The sequence below is a fragment of the Paenibacillus sp. FSL H8-0175 genome (assembly GCF_045040615.1).
Lineage (GTDB): Bacteria > Bacillota > Bacilli > Paenibacillales > Paenibacillaceae > Paenibacillus_AQ > Paenibacillus_AQ odorifer.
On sequence record NZ_CP150299.1, the window covers coordinates 1,768,373 to 1,789,760 of the forward strand.

At 45.6% G+C, this 21,388-nt stretch carries 22 protein-coding genes and 1 riboswitch; of the genes, 12 read left to right on the plus strand and 10 right to left on the minus strand.

The genetic code is table 11. From position 1 onward, the window contains the following. Positions 1–76: 76 nt before the first annotated feature. The 6 genes from MHH46_RS07645 to MHH46_RS07670 form a co-directional block, all read right to left on the minus strand. Entirely contained in the window at positions 77–1,003 is a 927-nt protein-coding gene (locus tag MHH46_RS07645) for a sensor histidine kinase KdpD (RefSeq protein ID WP_256717225.1), read from the minus strand. 20 nt (positions 1,004–1,023) lie between these two features. Beyond that, positions 1,024–1,785, minus strand: a complete 762-nt coding sequence (locus MHH46_RS07650) for an ABC transporter permease (protein ID WP_076125218.1) — start codon at positions 1,783–1,785, stop codon at positions 1,024–1,026. After that, positions 1,778–2,701 (minus strand): ABC transporter ATP-binding protein, encoded by a 924-nt coding sequence (locus MHH46_RS07655; RefSeq protein WP_076193429.1) that lies wholly within the window; start codon positions 2,699–2,701, stop codon positions 1,778–1,780. Before MHH46_RS07655 ends, MHH46_RS07650 begins: the two co-directional genes overlap by 8 nt. Positions 2,702–2,783: 82 nt before the next feature. Beyond that, positions 2,784–3,476, minus strand: coding sequence for a response regulator transcription factor (locus MHH46_RS07660; RefSeq protein WP_076193427.1), 693 nt, complete (start codon positions 3,474–3,476; stop codon positions 2,784–2,786). A gap of 209 nt (positions 3,477–3,685) precedes the next feature. Then, positions 3,686–6,250, minus strand: coding sequence for an FAD-dependent oxidoreductase (locus MHH46_RS07665; RefSeq protein ID WP_076193424.1), 2,565 nt, complete (start codon positions 6,248–6,250; stop codon positions 3,686–3,688). Between the two features lie 6 nt (positions 6,251–6,256). Beyond that, positions 6,257–6,541, minus strand: coding sequence for a helix-turn-helix transcriptional regulator (locus tag MHH46_RS07670; RefSeq protein ID WP_036675735.1), 285 nt, complete (start codon positions 6,539–6,541; stop codon positions 6,257–6,259). Between the two features lie 101 nt (positions 6,542–6,642). Between MHH46_RS07670 and MHH46_RS07675 the strand changes: the two genes are divergently transcribed. The 4 genes from MHH46_RS07675 to MHH46_RS07690 all read left to right on the plus strand — a co-directional run bounded on the left by MHH46_RS07675 (position 6,643) and on the right by MHH46_RS07690 (position 9,019). Continuing rightward, positions 6,643–6,963 carry a rhodanese-like domain-containing protein gene (locus tag MHH46_RS07675; RefSeq protein WP_076125210.1) on the plus strand — a complete coding sequence of 107 codons (321 nt, stop codon included), beginning with the start codon at positions 6,643–6,645 and terminating at the stop codon, positions 6,961–6,963. A gap of 4 nt (positions 6,964–6,967) precedes the next feature. Then, a complete protein-coding gene (locus tag MHH46_RS07680) occupies positions 6,968–7,387 on the plus strand; it encodes a rhodanese-like domain-containing protein (protein WP_076193422.1) in 420 nt (139 codons plus the stop codon). A 6-nt stretch (positions 7,388–7,393) separates the two neighbouring features. After that, a complete protein-coding gene (locus MHH46_RS07685; protein ID WP_179086317.1) occupies positions 7,394–7,531 on the plus strand; it encodes a hypothetical protein in 138 nt (45 codons plus the stop codon). Positions 7,532–8,341: 810 nt separating this feature from the next. Further along, on the plus strand, positions 8,342–9,019 hold the full coding sequence (locus tag MHH46_RS07690; RefSeq protein WP_076125206.1) for a winged helix-turn-helix transcriptional regulator: 678 nt from the start codon (positions 8,342–8,344) through the stop codon (positions 9,017–9,019). Here the strand turns inward: MHH46_RS07690 and MHH46_RS07695 are convergent. Continuing rightward, a complete protein-coding gene (locus MHH46_RS07695; protein WP_405132583.1) occupies positions 9,007–9,681 on the minus strand; it encodes a DUF1720 domain-containing protein in 675 nt (224 codons plus the stop codon). The two genes, MHH46_RS07690 and MHH46_RS07695, sit on opposite strands and share 13 nt — an antisense overlap. Before the next feature lie 187 nt (positions 9,682–9,868). Between MHH46_RS07695 and MHH46_RS07700 the strand changes: the two genes are divergently transcribed. Then, entirely contained in the window at positions 9,869–12,700 is a 2,832-nt protein-coding gene (locus tag MHH46_RS07700; RefSeq protein WP_076195200.1) for a glycoside hydrolase family 3 protein, read from the plus strand. A 142-nt stretch (positions 12,701–12,842) separates the two neighbouring features. Here the strand turns inward: MHH46_RS07700 and MHH46_RS07705 are convergent, their stop codons facing one another. Together MHH46_RS07705 and MHH46_RS07710 are read right to left on the minus strand one after the other, a co-directional pair. Beyond that, a complete protein-coding gene (locus MHH46_RS07705) occupies positions 12,843–13,118 on the minus strand; it encodes a hypothetical protein (RefSeq protein ID WP_405132584.1) in 276 nt (91 codons plus the stop codon). Between the two features lie 92 nt (positions 13,119–13,210). After that, the gene (locus MHH46_RS07710; RefSeq protein WP_405132585.1) at positions 13,211–14,113 is read right to left on the minus strand and encodes an MBL fold metallo-hydrolase; all 903 of its coding nucleotides are present in this window, start codon (positions 14,111–14,113) and stop codon (positions 13,211–13,213) included. 184 nt (positions 14,114–14,297) lie between these two features. Beyond that, a riboswitch (guanidine-I (ykkC/yxkD leader) is annotated at positions 14,298–14,405 on the plus strand. An 84-nt stretch (positions 14,406–14,489) separates the two neighbouring features. Here MHH46_RS07710 and MHH46_RS07715 point away from each other — a divergent pair. From MHH46_RS07715 to MHH46_RS07725, 3 genes are all read left to right on the plus strand, one after another. Further along, positions 14,490–14,852 carry a multidrug efflux SMR transporter gene (locus MHH46_RS07715; RefSeq protein WP_036675723.1) on the plus strand — a complete coding sequence of 121 codons (363 nt, stop codon included), beginning with the start codon at positions 14,490–14,492 and terminating at the stop codon, positions 14,850–14,852. Further along, positions 14,853–15,167, plus strand: coding sequence for a multidrug efflux SMR transporter (locus MHH46_RS07720; RefSeq protein WP_076125196.1), 315 nt, complete (start codon positions 14,853–14,855; stop codon positions 15,165–15,167). 195 nt (positions 15,168–15,362) lie between these two features. Beyond that, the gene (locus MHH46_RS07725; protein ID WP_212592202.1) at positions 15,363–16,202 is read left to right on the plus strand and encodes an aldo/keto reductase; all 840 of its coding nucleotides are present in this window, start codon (positions 15,363–15,365) and stop codon (positions 16,200–16,202) included. A 551-nt stretch (positions 16,203–16,753) separates the two neighbouring features. Here MHH46_RS07725 and MHH46_RS07730 read toward each other — a convergent pair. Continuing rightward, a complete protein-coding gene (locus MHH46_RS07730; RefSeq protein WP_076125194.1) occupies positions 16,754–17,827 on the minus strand; it encodes a M42 family metallopeptidase in 1,074 nt (357 codons plus the stop codon). A gap of 563 nt (positions 17,828–18,390) precedes the next feature. Here MHH46_RS07730 and spoVAC point away from each other — a divergent pair. The 4 genes from spoVAC to MHH46_RS07750 all read left to right on the plus strand — a co-directional run bounded on the left by spoVAC (position 18,391) and on the right by MHH46_RS07750 (position 21,387). Further along, positions 18,391–18,894, plus strand: a complete 504-nt coding sequence (gene spoVAC / locus MHH46_RS07735) for a stage V sporulation protein AC (protein ID WP_076125192.1) — start codon at positions 18,391–18,393, stop codon at positions 18,892–18,894. Continuing rightward, on the plus strand, positions 18,891–19,922 hold the full coding sequence (gene spoVAD, locus MHH46_RS07740) for a stage V sporulation protein AD (RefSeq protein WP_076125190.1): 1,032 nt from the start codon (positions 18,891–18,893) through the stop codon (positions 19,920–19,922). Before spoVAC ends, spoVAD begins: the two co-directional genes overlap by 4 nt. A 2-nt stretch (positions 19,923–19,924) precedes the next feature. Further along, positions 19,925–20,275: a stage V sporulation protein AE gene (spoVAE, locus tag MHH46_RS07745; RefSeq protein WP_036675923.1), complete on the plus strand. Its 351-nt coding sequence runs from the start codon at positions 19,925–19,927 to the stop codon at positions 20,273–20,275. Positions 20,276–20,430: 155 nt separating this feature from the next. Beyond that, positions 20,431–21,387, plus strand: a complete 957-nt coding sequence (locus MHH46_RS07750) for a MoxR family ATPase (RefSeq protein WP_076125188.1) — start codon at positions 20,431–20,433, stop codon at positions 21,385–21,387. The last annotated feature ends 1 nt before the right edge of the window (position 21,388 follow it).

Consider the following 21,388-nt stretch of genomic DNA (forward strand, 5'->3'; position numbering starts at 1 on the left):
CATTGGCTATCGGGAATGGGCTACCTTCAATAAACGGGTTAGAACAATGGTTAGTCTAGACCAACTATAAAATGAATTAAGTAGCTAAGCTAATGCCAGCATCGCCTAGTTTCCAACGGCAGGTCATTATCAGCTTCTCACCCTCCAGTTCGGCTGTCAGCGTGCCACCCATTTTATTCATTAGACTTTTGGCGATGGAGAGACCCAGCCCGGAAGCTTGAGAAGATCGGGTACGGTCTGCGGTATAGAATCGGTCAAATAAGAGGTTAATATCGCTTCCGACTAGTTCCTTCGCATCGTTTACTATTGTTAAGTCAGCTGTTTCCTGCTGTCGTTCGAAATGGATTTCTACATACCCGGTCGCATGTTTGAACGTATTGACAAGTAAATTTTCGACAACTCTCCGCACAGCGGATTCATCGGCGTATACGGATACATTTTCCTCAGGTAGCCGTATATCCGGTGTAATATTGCGTTCGTTGAAAGAATCGTAAAATCCGACCAGTATTTCCGAGAGTAGAGCCCTCATCCCAAGCTTTTCCGTATGTAGAGGATAATCTAGCGATTCGATCAAGGAAAGCTCAAAAAAATCATTCAGCAGCGCCTGCAGCCGTTTCGTCCGATTTTTAACGATGGCAACATATTCAAGTTTTTCATCAGGGGTAATTGACTCATCCTCCAACAGTTGAATATAACCGAAGATGGAGGTGAGGGGTGTACGGATATCATGTGAAATATTCGCCACAGCCTGACGGAATTCTTGTTCGACACGTTTTCGCTGGGCTTCCGCTTCGACGATTAAATCAGATTGACGATTGATTTGTCCCGCAAGCGCCTCAAGCTTCTGGTCGAATAGAGCCACATCAATTTTTTTACCGGATGCTCGCTCGTTGTAGGTATGCAATTGCTCTGTTATCCGCCCTAGTTCTCGCCTTAACATTAAGAAACGGAAAAGCAGGAGAGCTCCTGCCGCAAACAATATGATTGTCAGAATAAGCAACACTCTCCTGCACCCCCCATTTGCTATTTGATCTCTTTTCGGTGGAATACGAGAATACCGAGTACCCCGGAAACGGCTATTGTCAACAACGGTACAAGTAAAAGCGCTGGCCAATCTCCACTGTCGATACTGGGCTTACCGATATCGCTCACCCGTTTGAAGATGGAATAATCGTACAAATTACTAAAGAAAGAGATCTTCGAACCTATACTAGCCAAAACCGTATCGATCATAAGGAAGAAAATCATTGAGAAGCCGATAGTTTTGCCGCTGTCGGTTAGGATTACGGTGAACAGCGCCCCAATGGCTGCGTAACCAGCCGTGTACAATAACGTTAGCCCGAGAGCTCGCGGTATAAAAAGTGTAGTGCTTCCTTCCGGCAGATGACCGAAGCCCGAAAGCAGCGTGACTTCGACTGTGCTGACAATAGGAAAGACGAGCGAAATCGCCATGGCTCCAACTGCGAATACGATTAGTTTTGCTGCGAACAGCCGGCCTCTGGTGTTGCCCGAAGATGCGATCGTCTTCATGACCCCTGTGGAATATTCGTTAGAGATAAAGAATCCAGCCAGAATGGCTACGCCGAATTTAATAATGTAGGTATTGCTTGAAATAAAGGTAGTCAGAAATTCAGCGCCGGTGATCTGAGGTTCCCCATTGGAGCGATGATCAAAATAATATAGCAATGGGTAAGCAAGCGAGAGAACGGAAAGTGCCAATAGAAAAGTCCAAAATGATCTATTCTTACGGAGCTTGAAAAACTCCACTCTGATCAGATTATACATTTGGGTTCCCCCCAATCCGCTTTGTAAAATAACTTTCCAAGTCTTCACCCATAGGCATAAACTTCTCGATCTCGAGGCCCGCAGAGAATAAAGCAGTTGATACTTTGCCTGGCTGCTCAATACGGCTATACAACTTGATAGTTCCATCCTGCATCACTTCGAAATCGGCCGTACCCAGCTCGTTCTGAATGACGGCTGTTGCCTTGCCAGGATCATCCACTTTGATAAATAAATACTGCTGACATTTCTCGTTTAATTCCTCCGCAGTGAGTTGTTCAAGCAACTGACCGTGATGAATAATGCCATAATGACTTGCCATTAAATGCAGCTCACTTAGAATATGACTTGAGATCATTATCGTAATGCCTAGCTCATGGTTTAGTCGCTTGAGCAGTTCGCGCATTTCGACGACACCCATCGGATCCAACCCATTAGTTGGCTCGTCCAGAATCAGAAATTCTGGATCTCCCAGTAAGGCGATGGCAAGACCTAACCGCTGCTTCATTCCAAGTGAGAAATTTTTGGCTTTCTTCTTTCCGGCGCCCTGCAGTCCAACTTGCTCTAGCATTCTAGGAACACAATCTTTGCCGGGAATACCACGTAGAATCCGGTTTGCTTCTAAATTTTCACTCGCAGTCATATGGGGGAATAAAGCGGGGCTCTCGATAATCGAGCCGATTCGCTTACGAGCCTGGATCAGGGCTTGCTCTTCACTGGCTCCGAACAGCTCGATCGTCCCCTCAGTCGGAAAAGCAAGTCCGGTCACAATCCGGATTAATGTTGATTTTCCGGCTCCATTTTGTCCAATAAAACCATAAATAGAGCCTTTACGGATTGACAAATTGACTTTGTCCAGCGCTGTATGGCCCTTGAACTTTTTGGATAGCTGATTTGTTTTTAATACATACTCGTACATCTCGTCTTGGCCTCCTTTTCGTGATAGACCAAGTATAGAATTGAAAACATAAGAAGAGCTAAAGCCAAATCTTAAGAATGTCTTAAGGCTTGAGCCGATAACCTATGCCCCATACCGTCTCGATAAATTCGCTTCCTGGTGCGGCCTTGGTTAGCTTGCTGCGCAAATTGCTCATATGGACATTGACCGTATTATCGTCCCCGTAATATGGCTCGTGCCAGACTCTTTCATACAAATTCGCTTTCGTAAACACCTTTTTGGGGGCTGACAAAAGTAACGTGAGAATTTCAAACTCTAGAGCTGTGAGCGTCAGTTCCACACCATTTGCCGTAATCGACATCGCCTCTCGATGAAGTACAAGACCCTGATGCTGGAGCACGTTAGGCAAAGCCGATTGCGTAATCCGCGAATACAAACGCAGATGAGAATCGATCCGTGCAGAGACTTCCTCAACGTCGAAGGGTTTCGTAATGAAATCATCCGCCCCCGCCCGCAGGGCAGACACCTTGGTCTGGGGCTCACCCTTGGCAGAAATGATAATTACCGACATATCATCCCGCCCGGCAATCTTCTCAAGTAGTTCCTCACCCGACATGCCTGGCAGCATCAGATCCAGTAGCAGCATGCTCCATTGACGTTGCTCCAGATAGAGAAGTGCCTCCGTTCCCGAGTAAGCAGGTTGGGGAATATAGCCGCTTTTCTTGATAATGTTGCACAGCAATCGGTTGATGTCGCTGTCGTCCTCAGCAACAAGAATATGTATCGGGTTATTCATTTAATCTCCTTTTTTTACCTGAAATAGGTCGTTGTTCGGATGAATGCCTATTAAATAGGATAGCAGGTTTTAGATTCTGTATCCAGATCCAGCCAATTTCTGCATTTTGGTTATTCAAATCTATATCACCGATTCTCGTGAGTTCATTTTTATATACGAAAGAGACTCTTCTATTTAAATAGAGGAGTCTCTTTGCGGTGTTAAGGTATTTAGATAAATAGATTATGACCCGACTGATCGGCTTGGCCGAGGTAATAACCAACGCCGCCGATTCCGACACCGTCAATCAGTTCTTCACGAGTGATGCCCATAAGATCCATGGACATTTGGCAGGCGACGATTTCCACACCTTGGTCGATAGCCATCTGAATCAATTCCTCCAAGGAAGAGATATTTTTGCTCTTCATTAGAGAGCGGATCATCTTCGAGCCCATGCCCATCATGTTCATATTTGAAAGCGTCAGCTTCCGGCTGCCGCGTGGCATCATGGCACCGAACATTTTACCGATGAAGTTCTTGTTAACAGGCACCTTTTCATCCTTGCGGATAATATTGAGGCCCCAGAAGGTAAAGAACATTGTGACTTTTTTGCCGCTGGATGCTGCTCCGTTGGCAATGATGAAGGAAGCGATCGCTTTATCCAAATCCCCGCTAAAAACAACCATTGTGCTTGCATTACTAGTTTGAATTACTTGTGCGCCTGCTCCGGTTGGTGCTGATGCTGAAGTCTCGATAACTCCTTTGCGCAGATAAGCTTCGATCATGCCAGTAGGCAGCTTTGTGAGCTGCAAAAGCGTATTGTTGGACATACGAGCCCAAGCCTTGATATCCTCATAAAATCCGGGATCGGAAGCAGTGACCTTCAGGACTTGCCCGTCCAAGAGCGGGTCCATGCTCATTTTAACTTGGATCAGCGGCCCTGGGCAGCACAGTCCGCAGGCATCAAGCACGGAATCAGGTGTTGTGAAAGCTGTAGCGTTAACGGTTGGTGTAACTGTGCCAGTTCCAGTTCCAGTCTCTGTCCCAGTTCCAGTTTCAGTTTCAGTCTCCGTCATTGCTCCCGTTGCTGCGATTTCTTTACTGGCTGCTGGTGTACCAACGTTTGGCGTCAAGTTATCTTTTTTTTTAGGCGTAAATTGGCTCATCTGATAGGTTTTATAACCGCCGGTCAGGTTTTTCACACGGTAACCTTTTTGCTGTAAAATCCGGGAAGCGGTGTAGCCTCTGAGTCCAACTTGGCAATACACCCAAATTTCTTTACTAGAGTCAAGCTCGCTTAGCCGACCACGCAGATCATCCACAGGGATGTTAATGGACCCTTCAATATGACCATTAGCATGTTCGATTTCCGAACGTACGTCAACTAAAATGGTATTGTTTTTGTCACGACCTTCTAAATCCTTAGGGACGAATACCGTAGTCAAACCATGCAAAATATTTTCAGCGGCAAAGCCAGCCATATTCACCGGATCTTTAGCGGAAGAATAAGGAGGGGCATAAGATAGCTCCAACTCCGTCAAATCAGTGACCGTACCTCTAAAACGAATAACTGTAGCGATATCGTCGATACGTTTGTCTACACCACTGTAACCTACAGCTTGTGCTCCTAGCACCGTACCTTTTGGATCAAAAATCAGCTTCATAGATATCGGGGTTGCCCCCGGATAATAGGTTGCGTGTGAGCTTGGATGTATATAAATCACGTGATACGGCAGACCCAAACGTTGTAATGTTTTTTCATTATTACCTGTAGAAGCACCTGTGACTCCAAAAACCTTTATAATAGAAGTCCCTTGTGATCCTTTGTAAGTTGTGCCGAGACCACTGACGTTGTCCGCAGCAATCCGCCCTTGCTTATTGGCAGGACCAGCTAGTGGAATGGCGGTTTTTGTTCCGTTTACGAAATCAACCACCTCAACCGCGTCACCTACAGCGAACACTTGATCCAGATTGGTCTCCATCCGCTCATTGACTAAAATATGACCGCGGGGACCGAATTCTAAGCCACTGTCCTTCAGAAAAGAGGTATCCGGAGAAACGCCGATAGCCAGCAGAACCATATCACTTTGCAGTACAGTGCCACTTGCTAATTGCACATGTATTTGTTCTCCCACCTCAGCAAACCCTTTGACCATATCGGAAAAAATAAGATTAACGCCATGCTCGTCGAGTTCTTTTGCCAAAATAGAAGACATTTCAGTATCGAATGGAGCTAATATTTGTGGTCCTGCTTCAATTAAGGAAACTTCCAGACCAGCTTCTCTAAGGTTCTCAGCCATTTCCACACCGATAAATCCACCACCGATCACCACGGCCGAACGTGTGCCTTCCGCAGCGACTATAGCTTTGACTTTGTCAGTGTCGGGAATGTTACGCAACATGTGTATTTGGGAACTCTCGATACCGGGCAGATTCGGACGAATCGGTTTAGCACCTGGCGATAAAATAAGCGCATCATAGCTCTCTTCATAGGAGCCTTTTTCTATGCTTTCTACTCGCACTTTTTTGTTCACAGGGTCGATAGCCACGACTTCACTTTGAATCCGAACATCGATGTTAAAACGTTTATGCATCGCCTCCGGTGTCTGCACCAGCAGCTTGGAGCGGTCCTGAATGGACCCGCCGATATAATAAGGAAGTCCACAATTGGCAAAAGAAATGTACGGATCACGCTCAAACATTACAATATGGGCATCTTCATCTAATCTCCGAAGTCGGGCTGCTGCTGACGCGCCTCCTGCAACACCGCCAACAATTAATACTTTTTTACTCATGATGACTTATTCCTCCCCTAAAAATAACTGAATCAGATGTTTGATTTTTTCGTCTTTAACAGAATAGTTAATCTCCAGCCCATTACGTTCGGTTTCAACGATGCCTAGTGATCTAAGCTTCTGTAAATGCTGGGACACCGTAGATTGTGGAAGATCGAGACAGTCCTGCATGAAGCTCACGTTGCAGCTGCCCTTTTCCAGAAGTCCTTTAATGATGCACAAGCGCACGGGATGAGCTATAGCCTTTAAGGTTTCGGCGGTTTGGTTATAGGCTTTGAAATTTTTGTCCATGGTAACGAACACCTCGCTTTACAATATCCTTATATCGTAATATTATGATATAGTGATATGAAAATCAAGTTATTTTTATAAAGGTGAAGGAGAGATGCTCGATGTCTTTTGAAATTTCAAAGGAAATTACCCCACAGCAAGTGGCGGAACGCTTGAAGAATGGCGAAACTCTTACCATGTTGGATATACGCGAACCCGCCGAATGGGTGGAGGGACATGTAATGGGTGCTAAACATATTCCGCTTGGACAGCTATTGATGCGCACAGATGAACTGGATTCTCATGGCGAGATAATTGTGATGTGCTTAAGTGGTGGCCGTAGTGGACTGGCTTGTGAGCTGCTGAGTGAAAAGGGGTATAACGTTGTGAACATGACGGGTGGATTAGGCGCTTGGACGGATGATTTTTTGGTGCGGGAGTAATGATATGAGCATGATGGTTCGGATCCTACTGAGTATTTTAATTGTCTTTAGTATTGTGAGGTTTTTGCGTTATGCTTGGCCTGTTCGTTCACTTACTTATATAGAAGTCCGTGAGGTTCGCGAATTAGCGGATCAATCATTGGCTATGAAAATGCTCGATGTCAGGGATGCCGTTGATTACCAGAAGGACAGTATCCGTGGTTCGATAAATATTTCGCTGGGGCGGTTACCCTATGTCTGGCAGCACTGTCTATCTCCGGGCGACTCGGTTCTAATTCTTGCAGGAAGTTACTACAAAAGAAATAAAGCCGCGCGAATTCTTTATAAGCAGGGATTTCGTAAGCTATATGCGGTAAATGGCGATTTGTTAGGGAACAAAAGAACGCTCTCCGACATTCCTGTGAAAGGTTGTTGTGAAGGATAATGGATAATGGATTTAAGGTCAATGATTTGCCGTCTCGGGTTGAAGCTGGGGATTCGAAGTCAGGGTGACGATGGAATGATCTCTTTTGATGCCTATGGGCAAGGCGCTCGGCCTGCACATTTGCTAGGTGAGGGAAGGCAGTGAAGAGGGAGCAATATGTCACTCTAGTTGAGCCGCTATATTAATGTTGCTAAGTCGCAATCCAGTCAGCCTCATCTCGAACTCAGTTTTAATTGCATTTTGTGCAGTTAAACTTCAGTAGTTTTAGGAAAAGTAACAGTTAACTGCACTTTGTACATCTAAATTTGATCATTTACGCTTAACTACCTAATGTTTCCCTTTTTAGTTGTAGAAAGTACAACTAAATGGACTTTTAGGGGGATAAGAGTTAAATAGTTGCATGAAATACAATTAAATAGAAAAAGCACAGGTCGATAGCCAGTGAATAGTGGAGAATGGGAGACGATTTCGGACAATTTCAAAAAGGTAGGACGAATAATATTATTCGAGCGGAACTTAGTCAAACCGAGATTACTTTAACTGAACCTACTATACAAAACCTACTATATTGAGCTAAATCTAGTCGTCTAACTCAAATGTAGTTTACTTAACCGAGATTGCTCTTGCTGAGTTAATTCTAACTGAACTGTACTGATCTAACTGTAACTGAACCTTGTAATGAACTAACTCTAGCTGAACTAACTATAGTGATCTAACTGTAGCTGGACTACTGTAGTGATCTAACTCAAGCTGAACTTACTTTAATGCAATATACTTTAACCAATGTGATTTTTTAATAGGTAAGCATATTTAGCTCGAGTGCTAACGTTGAATGTAGAGTGTCATTGACAGCATAAGAAGGCGAATACTATACTTCTGAGTAATAGGACGAAGCACGTCCCGCATCCATAATTGGGTGCGGGATTTTTTTATGCCAAGGAGGAGGGGGACGTTATGGGATTTACGGAAGAACATCGTAAGTGGGTGGAAGATCATATTAGTCGAAGAACGGGAGAAAGACGGGGGAGATTGGAGCGGGGACATGGGCATGGTGAGCGAATGTTTGCGGAGAAGGTCTGGTGGCCAATCATGGGTCATTTTAATGATCTTCATCCTGAATATGAAGTGTTGGATTGGCGGGGATGGCCTTATTTTGTTGATTTTGCGTGGAAGCCTGGGCAGGTTAAGTTTGCTTTTGAGGTAAAAGGTTACGGCCCACATGTGCAAAACACAGATCGGACGCGTTATCGGCAGGAATTGAATCGAGAGACTTATCTACAAATCGCGGGTTATCGGGTAGTGGCGATACCATATGATGATCTGGAAGCGAGTCCTGAGAATACTATTTTTTTGTTGAGATCATTACTGATGCCGTACCTCGCTTTAAGGACAGAAGAGAAGGAGGCGTTTAGTCGACTGGAGCGTGATATTTTGCAAATTGCGGTGCGTTCGAACGGGGGCATTCGGCCTGTTGATTTGGTGAGAGAGCTTGGCATTGATCTGCGTACAGTTAGGAAATGTATGAGGTCACTTTGTGAGAAAGGTAAGTTTAAGCCGATAGTTTCCCAGGTGAGTGGGAGGGTTTGTCGCTATGAATATGTACATTCACTTAACGATATTCAGCTGTGGTGAATAAACGGTATAAATCCCGTAGATTGGAGGCGTGCAGCGGGAATCGAGCAAATGAACGGTATAAATCCCGCAGATTGGAGGCGTGGAGCGAGAATTGAGCAAATGAACGGTATAAATCCCGCAGATTGTGGGTGGGGAGCGGGAATCGAGCAAATGTGCGGTATAAATCCCGTAGATTGGAGGCGTGGAGCGAGAAGTGAGCAAATGAACGGTATAAATCCCGTAGATTGCGGGCGTGGAGCGAGAATAGGGCAAATAAACGGTATAAATCCCGTAGATTGCGGGCGTGGAGCGAGAATAGGGCAAATGAACGGTATAAATCCCGTAGATTGGAGGCGTGGAGCGAGAAGTGAGCAAATGAACGGTATAAATCCCGTAGATTGCGGAGATGGAGCGGGAATTGGGCAAATGAACGGTATAAATCCCGTAGATTGTGGGCGTGGAGCGAGAAGTGAGCAAATGAACGGTATAAATCCCGTAGATTGGAGGTGTGGAGCGAGAATTGGGCAAATAAACGGTAGAAATCCCGTAGATTGGAGGCGTGCAGCGGGAATCGAGCAAATGAACGGTATAAATCCCGCAGATTGTGGGTGGGGAGCGGGAATCGAGCAAATGTGCGGTATAAATCCCGTAGATTGGAGGCGAATAATGAGCAAACCCATGCACTCACACCCACATCATCCCCTTAAATCTCTAATTATGACCTGATTTCTATTTAGATTGTTAAGGTGTTGCGGAGGAGGGGAATCTTCTATGATTAGATGGATAGGACGTATGGGTGTTTTTTCGAAGGATTGTCCTCGAGAATGAATGAAACCGCTATCAACAAGAGACGAAGGAGCGATTTTGATGGGAACAGATATAGCTAAATATCCATTTCAACAGATTGATTTACCTTTAAATGAGCGAGTGCAGGATCTGATCTCCAGATTAACACTTGATGAAAAAGTAAGCCTGATGCCTCAGTATCAAGCTGCCATAGAGCGTTTGGGTGTTGGGGCCTACAAGCATGGTACGGAAGCGGCGCACGGGATTTCTTGGCTTGGAAAAGCGACTTCTTTTCCTCAGCCGAGCGGACTGGCTTGTACTTGGAATCCAGAGCTGCTGAAGGAGATTGGTTCGGCCATCGGAGATGAAGCCAGAGCCTTTTACAAAAAGAATCCAACGGTTAACGGTCTGACGTTATGGGCGCCAACGGTGGATATGGAACGTGACCCGCGTTGGGGAAGAACCGAGGAAGCTTACGGCGAAGATCCAGAGTTGACCGGACGCCTCAGCACATCACTTGTGCAGGGAATCCAAGGTGATCACCCGGTCTATTTGAAAGCGGTAGCAACGCTGAAGCATTTCCTCGGCAACAATAATGAGATTGAACGCGGGAACTGCTCCGCGAGCATCGATCCGAGAAATATGCGGGAGTATTATCTGGAAGCGTTTAAGCCTGCTTTTCAAGAAGGTGGCGCACAGTCCATGATGACCGCTTATAACTCGGTGAATGGCGTGCCTGTTATTCTTCATCCGGCAGTAATGGATGTGGTTAAAGGCGAATGGGAAATGGATGGCTTTATCGTAAGCGATGCCGGCGATCTTTTTGGGATTGTGAAGGATCACAAGTATTATGAATCTTTTGCACAATCGATGGCTGAATCTATCAAAAATGGAATTGACAGCGTAACAGAAGAAACCGCAGAGACAATCAAGGTTCTTCACGAAGCACTAGACCAAGGCCTCTTAGCAGAGGAAGATTTGGATCGTGCGCTTGCCAACACTTTCAGAGTTCGTTTCCGTCTGGGAGAGTTCGATCCGGCTGAAGGGAACCCATACGCAGCAATCGACGATTCCGTAATACTTAGCAAAAAACATACCGCACTCTCCTTGGAAGCTGCGAAACAATCTATAGTATTGTTGAAGAATGACCAAGGCACATTGCCATTGAACAAAAGCAGTCTGAGCAAATTGGCGATTATTGGTCCGCTTGGTGATGAAGCCTTTAGAGACTGGTATTCTGGCACTTTACCTTATGGAGTGACTCCGCTGCAGGGGGTTAGCAAAAAGCTGCCTGGTAAACACGTTACTTTTGAGAGTGGCGCAGATCAGATCATTCTTACTTCAGCCGCAAACGGCCAAGCCATTGGAATCACAGGGGAGGACGGAAGACTGGCTGTACAACATGACATAGCAGAGCACGGAGAATTGTTCCATCATACAGCTTGGGGCTGGACTAGCAATACTCTGAAGGCGACAAGTCGCGGTCAGTATGTAACTTTAAGCGAAGCAGAGACTCTCACAGCATCTGCTGATGAAATTTACGGCTGGTTTGTAAAAGAATCGATTAACATCGTTCCGGAAGGCGAAGATACGGTATCTTTGCGGACCTGGAATGATAAAATGATCTCGGTGAATCCGGAAAATGGAACGCTGCAAGTGGCAGATCAGGATGCCAATGCGCAAGCAGGTCTTTTTAAAAAGAACATCGTAACTAACGGCATAGAGGCTGCAGTAGAAGCTGCCAAGGCGGCTGAAATCGCTGTGGTTTTTGTGGGCAACCATCCACTCCTTAACGGAAAAGAAGAAATCGACAGACCGGATATTGTGCTTCCAGAGGAGCAAGAGCGACTGGTCAAGGCTGTCTATGCAGCGAACCCGAATACAGTTGTAGTCATTGTCGGCAGTTACCCGATAACTTCCACTTGGATTGACGAGAACATCCCGGCTGTATTGTATACCTCCCACAGTGGACAAGAGCTGGGCAATGCGGTGGCAGAAGTTCTTTTCGGCGATTACAGTCCTTCCGGCAAGCTGAACATGACTTGGTTCCGTTCTGTAGAACAGCTGCCTGAGCTGATGGATTATGATATTATCAAAGGCAAAAGAACATATATGTACTTTGACGGAGAGCCACTGTATGCGTTTGGACACGGCTTAAGTTATGCCCAAATTTCCTACAGCAACCTAAGCCTAAGCGCTAAGGAGCTGCAAGCGAATGAGACGCTGAAAATTTCTGTTCAAGTAGAGAATACAGGCGTTGTTGATGGGGACGAAGTGGTGCAGCTTTATGTGCAAGCTCTGAATTCCCGGGTCAAACGTCCGATTAAACAGTTGAAGGGTTTTGAAAAAGTAAACCTAACCGCAGGTCAATCGCAAACCCTAGAGTTTACGTTACCGGTTGCCGAGCTGGCATTCTGGGATGTTACCCGTGAGCAATATTGCGTGGAAAATGGAGAGTATATGGTTCTGATCGGCCGTTCATCTGCTGACATCCAATTATCCGCTCACCTATCAGTTCAAGGGGACGTTATTCCGTCGCGTAATCTGTATATCAATACCAAAGCAGAGAATTACGATGACTACGAAGGCGTATATCTGGACGAGTGCAAAGCAGGCGGTGCTTCCATACATCCGGTAAAAGATGGCGCTTGGATCGCTTTTAAAGATGTATTGTTCGAGCAAGGGGCAGGAGCTTTTGAAGCCTTGGTATCCTCTGCAAAAGGTGGCACCCTTGAGATCAGAACGGGCAGCCCAGCAGGGAAGCTGGTTGGATCTGTGACTGTACCGTCGGGTGGCGTGTTGCAGCAGTGGAACACACTTACTGGTGAAGTGTCCGTGGAATCTGAAACTACCGATGTTTATCTCATCTTTAATGGTGAGGTACTGCTTAGCCGTTTTCAATTTAATCAATAAGATAAGCTAGAACGCTCCATCCGCTCCGTGCCGAAAAGTTATTAAGCCAAACTCAAGCTAAAATTCTCAGTATCATAAATGAGCATTAAAAAAAAAGGGCATTCCTGAAGGATCAGGAATGTCCTTTTCTTTTCGTTTCTTTTCATCTAATCACAACCGCCCCCGCCAGCATCTCCACCACCGAAGTCTCCACCGCCACTATGTCCGCCGTCTCCACCCCAGCTATGCCCCCCGCTGTCAGGTCCAGAATGGTGATGCGAGTGATCTCCGTGGTGATTATGGTGGTGGTTAGAATGATTAGAGTGGTTAGAGTGGTTTGGATCCAGCAGATCCGGATGACTGGCAGCCATAAAAGACATGTTGGCGGCATCATGTTGCCTATTTCTATCAAAGGTACTTTTGTTTGAGCTCGAGCCATTACGTATTACGGCTTGTATAATAATAAATACAGCAACACCTACAAATAGTATCCCAAAAACCATAACGAACCGCTCCCTTCAACTCCAAAAATTAGTTACTAGCTGCTTTCGTCAAAAACTCAAGATTTCTGTAAAAAATACTCCCATAATTCCAGCCCAGATAAGGCTCGGGAATTTCTATATGGTTCACATTCACATTCATGTCTTCGCGTATCAATGATTCGCTAATATGGATTATATCATTTATATACCGTTTTATTTGCTGTAGATAATGTTTTTGAGTAACGGGCCCATGACCGGGAACAATTATGTTCACATCTAAGCGCTCGACATAAGTAAGTGCCTCCAACCAGGATAAGGGATTACCGTCTACTACTAATGGATGATTATCAACTGCGACAATATCTCCAACAAAAGCTAAAGAATCGGATGGAGAAAATAGAATAGAATCGCATTCCGTATGGGCAGTACCCACCGATAGGAGTTCAACGGTCCTTGCCGAGCCATGTATAGTCATTTTGCGGTCATAAGTTAGTTGGGGAAGGGTTACTTCAAGCGTTAGTATAGACTCTTTGATTTCTTGTAAATAACCTATTTGCGAAAGGAGCTCTCGTTGTTTGGAATCGTTCAGTTTGAGCTCGAGAGATGTATTAAGCTTCGTAAGATCTTCTTCAAGATTAGGAAGCAGTTTCTTCATTCGGGCAAGCCAGTCTGGTTGAGTTTTTATCATGAGCTCTCTAGTTCTACTGGAGGATATGATTACTTCATCCGAGAAGAATTGGTTCCCTCTAACGTGGTCTCCATGCCAATGGCTGTTGACGATGTATCTGATAGGTTTATTAAAATAATACAGAGCGGCATCCCTAAGATCTTTGCCAGCTTGTGGAGTGTTGAATGTATCAAAGATTAATGTGTAATCACCCATATCTATCAAACCGGCATTACTCATGGCTCCGCCTTGCTCCTTCGCTTCAAGGCAATAAATGCCTTCCACTAGAGGGACGCAGTTAAAATGTCTGGAAAGAAATATGAATTAACCTCTTTTCCTAGATAATCGAATGAAATTTATATCTATTTTATAATTTTATGGAATTTTATACTATGATTTAATTACGCTCGGAATAGAAAAGGTTGCTTTTATACGCCCGATTTGCTACCATACGATGTAACTTAATCATTTATTTGTTTTCTAGGGTTCCGCAGCGGGTGCACAGCTGGTCTGGTCCGAGGGAAAACGCACGAACATTAAGTTTGTGTCTACACGGAGGGATAAAAGCCCGGGAGGTATCGCCATTTGGCGATGACCTTCCGGGCTTATTTGTTTGTCCGTGGGCAATCATAAGTTATGGAGAATTGAAGGAGGGCTTGAAATGAAAAAGAATTCAGAGTGGCTGAAGGTAGTTGGCGCTGCGATTTTCGAAGTCATGTGGGTCATAGGTTTAAAGCATGCTTCAAGCGTGTGGGAGTGGCTGATCACAGTTGTAGCCATAATCATAAGTTTCTATGTCATTATTTCAGCAAGCAGTAAATTACCGGTGGGTACCGTATATTCTGTATTTGTTGGGCTGGGGACAGCAGGTACAGTCATTGCGGACATGGTTTTATTCGGTGAACCCTTCAAGCTAATGAAGCTGGTACTGGTGGTTATTTTGCTGGCAGGAGTTATAGGTCTGAAAATGGTAACTAACGAAACCAAAGATATCAAAGAAACTGAAATAAAGGGGGAGTCTTAAATGGCATGGGCATTTTTGGTTGTTGCTGGATTGTTTGAAATGTTCGGAGTGGCTATGATCAACAGGTTGAATAAATACCGGAATCTGCAGTCGTTTTTGCTGCTCTTCCTTGGTTTTGGAGGAAGTTTTCTTTTTCTATCATTTGCAATGAAAAGTTTGCCTATGGGCACAGCTTATGCGGTATGGACGGGGATCGGTGCATCCGGTGGAGCAATTTTGGGGATGCTTTTATATGGGGAGGCCAAAGACTGGCGGCGGGTTATCTGTATTTTTATGATACTGGGAGCCGCAGTGGGGCTGAAGTTGATAGCGTAGTTAGCAATCAATTTGTTACTTTTTCTCTCCTAAAGGAAAGATAAGTTATAAATTAGACACGATTCAGATGTTTCGAAAGGGTCATAAAGGTCGTATAAAGTAAGTATACAATTTATCGGTAAGGAGATTTTTACAATGACTAAGGATTCAATCGAGCATTTGGCTGAAATTGTGAAAGTGAACCGAGCTAACCGCATGCTGCTTCCAGACGGTACCTCTGTGCCTAGAATAGGACAGGGAACTTGGAATATGGGTGATGATGCTTCCCGTAGAGAGGAAGAAATTGCTGCTCTTAGATTAGGCGTGGAATTAGGCATGGATTTGATAGATACGGCGGAGATGTATGGGGAAGGAAACTCAGAGCTTTTAGTAGGTGACGCTATTAAAGGAATTCGGGATGACGTTTTTCTGGTATCCAAAGTATACCCACATAATGCCGGCAACGAGAATCTTATTCGCAGCTGTGAAGAAAGCTTGCAACGACTGAATACGGATCATCTGGATCTCTATTTACTGCACTGGCGGGGAGATATTCCGCTTGAAGTGACTGTGGAAGGCATGGAGAAACTGGTCTCTCAAGGTAAAATAGCAAGATGGGGAGTATCGAACCTTGATGTTGACGATATGAAAGAGCTGCTTAGTATAGCTGGGGGAACTCACTGTGCTATGAATCAGGTGCTGTATCATTTAGGGTCGAGAGGCATCGAAGCTGAATTGCTGCCATGGCAGAAAAGTCACCGCATGCCCGTAATGGCGTACTCTCCGCTTGCACAAGCAGGCGCGCTCCGCAAAGGGGTTATCGAGAGTGAGGCAGTTCAGGAAATCGCCCGTGTTCATAACGCAACACCACTACAAATTATGTTAGCTTGGACGATCCGCGAGGAGGACATCATTACGATTCCAAAAGCTTCTTCACGTGAGCATGTAATTGAGAATGCTGCTGCAGGTTTAATTACGCTGAGTGAAGAAGAAAGATGGAAGCTGGATGAGGCTTTCCCGATACCTTCGTGGAAAGTGCCGCTGGATATGAGTTGATATAGCTGTCAAAGAGCTCGCCGTTGAGGCGGGCTTTTTTATATGAAAAGAGATAAGGGGGAGTCTCTATAGGACACAGATGATCTTAAACGCAGAATTATGCCACTTTTGGGGGAATATCGGACACCATAGTCGCTATTAGCATGAATGACACCAATTATGAGCCCATTTCTCTGGAATAGTGTCACTGGAGTCCGGAAACTTACTCAAAAGGCACTAAATTAGCAAATAGCGTCATCTGAGTCCGAAGCAATATGGGGAGCGTAAACAATAAACAACGTGTCGCCGTAAGCAAGCAACGTGGGGCCGTAAGCAAGCAACGTTGGGAGCGTAAACAATAAACAACGTGGGTTCGTAAGCATCATGGGTCCGTCGTAGTACCAATGGCGGGATCAGCGGGCAACGGGGTTCATAAGCACAATTGTTTTTTAGAAGTAATATCGGGGTTTGTAAACACCACTGGGGCGCAAGTGACACAGGTCCGTAAGCCCCGACCCAAAAAAGAGCAGCAATCCTTCAAAAAGGATCGCTGCTCTTTTAAAAATAAGAACTTAGCTGTTCTCAATAATCGTTTGCAGTGTAGTGCGGTCGAGGCCTTCTACCAGTTTAACTAACAGCTCTTTAGCAGCTTCGTAGTCATCGCTATGAATAACTGATGAAGCAGTATGAATGTAGCGGGAGCATATTCCGATGACTGCGGAAGGAACGCCGATGCCACTTACATGAACCTGACCTGCATCTGTCCCACCTTGGGAGACAAAATACTGGTATTTGATCTTGTGAGTATCCGCTGTGTCTTGTACATATTCGATTAAGCCGCGATGTGTAACCATCGTAGGATCATAAATGCGCAGTAGAGCGCCTTTACCCAAATGGCCAAAGGCTTGGCTATCCCCGGTCATATCGGCAGCAGCGCTCGCATCCAAGCCGAAGAAAATGTCTGGGGACAGAAGATTAGCGGCTGTACGTGCTCCACGAAGTCCGACTTCCTCTTGTACAGTAGCACCAGCATAAACAGTATTAGGCAGCTTTTTGCCGTGTAATGACTTAACCAGCTCAATGGCGAGACCTACACCGTAACGGTTATCCCACGCTTTAGCCATGATTTTTTTAGGGTTGGCAAGCGGGGTGAACGGACAGATCGGCAGTACTTGTTGACCTGGTCTGACGCCAAAGCTTTCCGCCTCTTCACGGCTGTCTGCACCGATATCAATATACATTTTGCTAATTTCGCCCGTCTTGCCGCGTTCTTCTGCGCTTAGTAGGTGGATAGGCGTGCTGCCAACAACACCGGTCAATGTGCCTTTTGGTGTAATGATTTGGAGACGCTGGGAAGCAACAGCAGAAGCAAGCCATCCGCCTAGCGGTTGAAAACGAATCATCCCGGTGTTAGTAATTCCGGTGACCATAAAGCCCACTTCGTCAAAATGTCCAGCGACCATAATTTTTGGCCCGTTTTCCTCACCGCGCAATACGCCGAACAGACTTCCGAGACGATCCTGCACGAACTCTTCGGTATAAGGTGTCATAGCATCCTTGACGTAAGCGCGGAGTTCGCGCTCAAAGCCCGGGGCTGCAGGGAATTCGGTAAGTGTTTTGAATAGATCCAATGTTTCTTGATTCATTTGAAATCACTCCTTTATTAAAATATAAGGACGTATAAGCTTTGCGTTATACATCATCCTTATAGTTCTACGAGAAACGGTTGCCATCCAAAATGGACGACAACGTTATTTCTTCCTGCCACTTAGTATGAACATTGTGAGCTCACTTGTCCATGCTAAAGAGACAAATGAACACCCGGTGAATGCTCCGCGAATACAATGCAATAGGGGCTCTGGTGGCAGGAGCTTTAGAAAGGATGCGAAGGAAATGAGGGTAGCAGGTAGTGTACCCAAAAGAAGGGTGCAGGGAGGATACTCCAAAAGAAACCTAAAGGTTAGCGGAGCGCGCAGACGTTACTGGCGCCACAACTCTCTGGAAAAGGAAGCAGTGCTTATTCTTGTGCTGTTCTTGCTGCTGATAGTTGTGTTACTGTATTTTTCCTGAATTGGAGGGACATAACGAAGCGGGGTATGGCAAACAATAAGGAAAACTTCTAAGCGAAGAAACAACTTGAGGGGCTCAAAGTGAGTACTACTATGATGCTTGTCAGCCCCCTTCGCCTAACTTTCAGGAGGTGCCCTCAATGCCGGCGAAAACGAAAAAATCGGGTGTCAAGCTGAAGCTTGATACCCTGACCCCGCAAGATTACGAGAAATTGTCCAAGCCCTTTGTACCCGCTAGGCCCGTATTCAAAAACTGTGTGCGAGCATTTCTTGCTGGCGGCCTAATCTGTGTAATTGGACAAGGGATTCAGGAGGCTTATATGGCAATATTCGATATGACCTCCAAAGAAGCCGCAAGTCCAACTGTAGCGACGATGATTTTACTTTCTGTAATCCTGACCAGCTTTGGCGTGTATGACAAACTGGCGCAATGGGCCGGTGCAGGAACTGCGGTTCCGGTTACTGGTTTTGCGAACAGTATGTGCTCAGCAGCTCTTGAACATCGTGCGGAAGGACTTGTGCTGGGTGTGGGCGGCAATATGTTCAAGCTGGCGGGTTCAGTCATCGTATTTGGTGCCGTTGCTGCTTTCATAATTGGTATCGTCTATCTCTTTTTAGGCGTTGGCGGAGGTGCACATACATGAAACAGTTTGGCAGTCAGACTTGGGAGTTCACGAGCCGTCCCGTTATTTTAGGCTCTTCCGCTGTAGTGGGTCCTGAAGAGGGAGAGGGTCCATTAACGTCAGATTTTGATTTTATATTTGATTCCTTGGAAATGGGTGAAAAAACATGGGAAAAGGCTGAGCGGGCTCTTTTCGAAAAAGCCTCCCTATTGGCACTGATTAATGCAAACCTGGATAAGGAGAAGCTGGAGTTTTTTGTTGGCGGAGATTTGATGAACCAGATTATCAGCAGCTCCTTCGCGGCAAGAAAATTAGGTGTGCCTTATCTTGGAGTTTTTGGTGCTTGCTCCACTTCTATGGAGAGCCTTGCAATTGCCTCTATGATCGTTGATTCCGGAGGCAGCAAATACGTGCTCGCGGGAACATCCAGCCATAACTGTACGGTGGAGAAGCAATTTCGTTATCCTACCGAATACGGTTCACAGAAGCCGCCAACGGCGCAATATACGGTCACAGGCTCGGGCTGTGCTGTAGTAGGTCAGAATGATGGGACTGGCAACAATCCGGTAGTGGTCTCGGCTACCCTTGGACGAATAATGGATCTCGGTTTGACAGATCCTTTTAATATGGGAACAGCGATGGCACCGGCGGCGGCGGATACGATCACTGCGCATTTTCGGGATACCGGACTATCCCCCGGGCATTATGACTTAATTGTTACAGGTGATCTTGCATCTGTAGGCTTGCCCATTGCGAAAACCTTATTAGCTAAAGAAGGAATTCCAATGGAGCAAACAACCTTTGATGATTGTGGTTTGCTTATCTACAATTTGGAGAAACAGAAGTATGTGATCGCCGGAGGAAGTGGTTGCGGGTGTTCCGCGGTAGTGACTTATGGTCATATACTCAAGCGTATTAAAAAAGGTGAACTAAAACGGGTGCTGATTGTGGCAACTGGAGCCTTATTATCCCCATTGTCATACCAGCAGGGAGAGAGCATTCCGTGTGTGGCTCATGCTGTTGCTATAGAAAGTGGAGGTGGAGTTTAATGATGATTTACTTATGGGCTTTTCTGATCGGAGGAGCCATTTGCGTTATAGGCCAGCTGATGTTTGATGTATTGAAGCTGACACCTGCACATACGATGAGTACATTAGTTGTAGCCGGAGCGATTGCTGATGCTTTTGGCATCTATGATCCACTTGTGAAATTTGCGGGTGCGGGCGCAACCATTCCAATCACAAGCTTCGGTAACTCTTTGGTCCATGGAGCATTGACAGAGCTGGAAAGGGATGGCTGGATCGGTGTAGTTACAGGGATTTTTGATATCACGAGCGCAGGGATTTCGTCAGCGATTGTGTTCTCTTTCCTGGCTGCATTGGTTGTTCGGCCTAAAGGATAATGGGATTTTAGCGCTTTAGATTAGAACCTGCGGGACATTTTGTCCTGCGGGTTTTTGGTTTGTTTACACTTCGTAAGCTTCAACAATGTACTTTGGGTCCCCTAATCATGTAAAATATAAATATTACTGCTTATTCTGACCTAGGAGGATCATATATGCCCGTTCGTCAAGAATCAATGCACATCATGAATGCTGTCCGTAATAATCTAGAATCCTGCATACTTGGAAAATCATTTGAAATACAATTGCTGCTAACAGCGCTGCTTGCCGGTGGTCATGTTCTGATCGAGGATGTACCGGGAACAGGAAAGACCCAGCTTATTCGCGCACTTTCCAGATCAATGTCCGGAGAGTATCGCCGGATACAATGTAATCCGGATATTCTTCCGAGTGATATTACCGGTGTATCTGTGTATCATCCGAGAGATGAGATGTTTCATTTCCGCCCAGGTCCAGTGATGACGAATATCCTGCTGGCCGATGAAATTAACCGAGCCACCACAAAGACACAATCCGCCCTTCTGGAAGTGATGGAGGAACGAAATGTAACCGTAGATGGGGAGACCTATCCGCTGCCGCATCCATTTATGTTGTGCGCCACCCAGAATCCGATAGATTTTGAGGGAACCTACACGCTGCCGGAAGCTCAGTTGGATCGGTTTATGCTAAGAATTAGTCTTGGTTATCCTGATGCAGCAACCGAAAAAAATCTATTGCTGAGCCATCAAGAAGGTCAACCGGTGGACAGGCTTACGGCTGTCACTAGTATGGAGCAGATCGCTAGTATTCAGGAGGAAATTCGTGAGATTTATATGAGTGATCCTGTACTGAATTACTTGTTAGATATTGTGCGCCAGACAAGAGAGCATCCGCTTGTATTGCTCGGTGCAAGTCCACGAGCTTCGTTATCGTTTATGCTGGCTTGTAAAGCTTATGCTTTCTTACAGGGAAGAGATTATGTGCTTCCAGATGACGTAAAGGTGCTTACTCCATTTGCCTTGGGTCATCGTATATTGCTGCGTCCAGAGTCGCGCCTAGATAATGTTAGCGTAGATTCACTGCTTCAAAAGCTTCTGCAGAGCATTCAAGTGCCTGTTACGATGAGGCAATAAT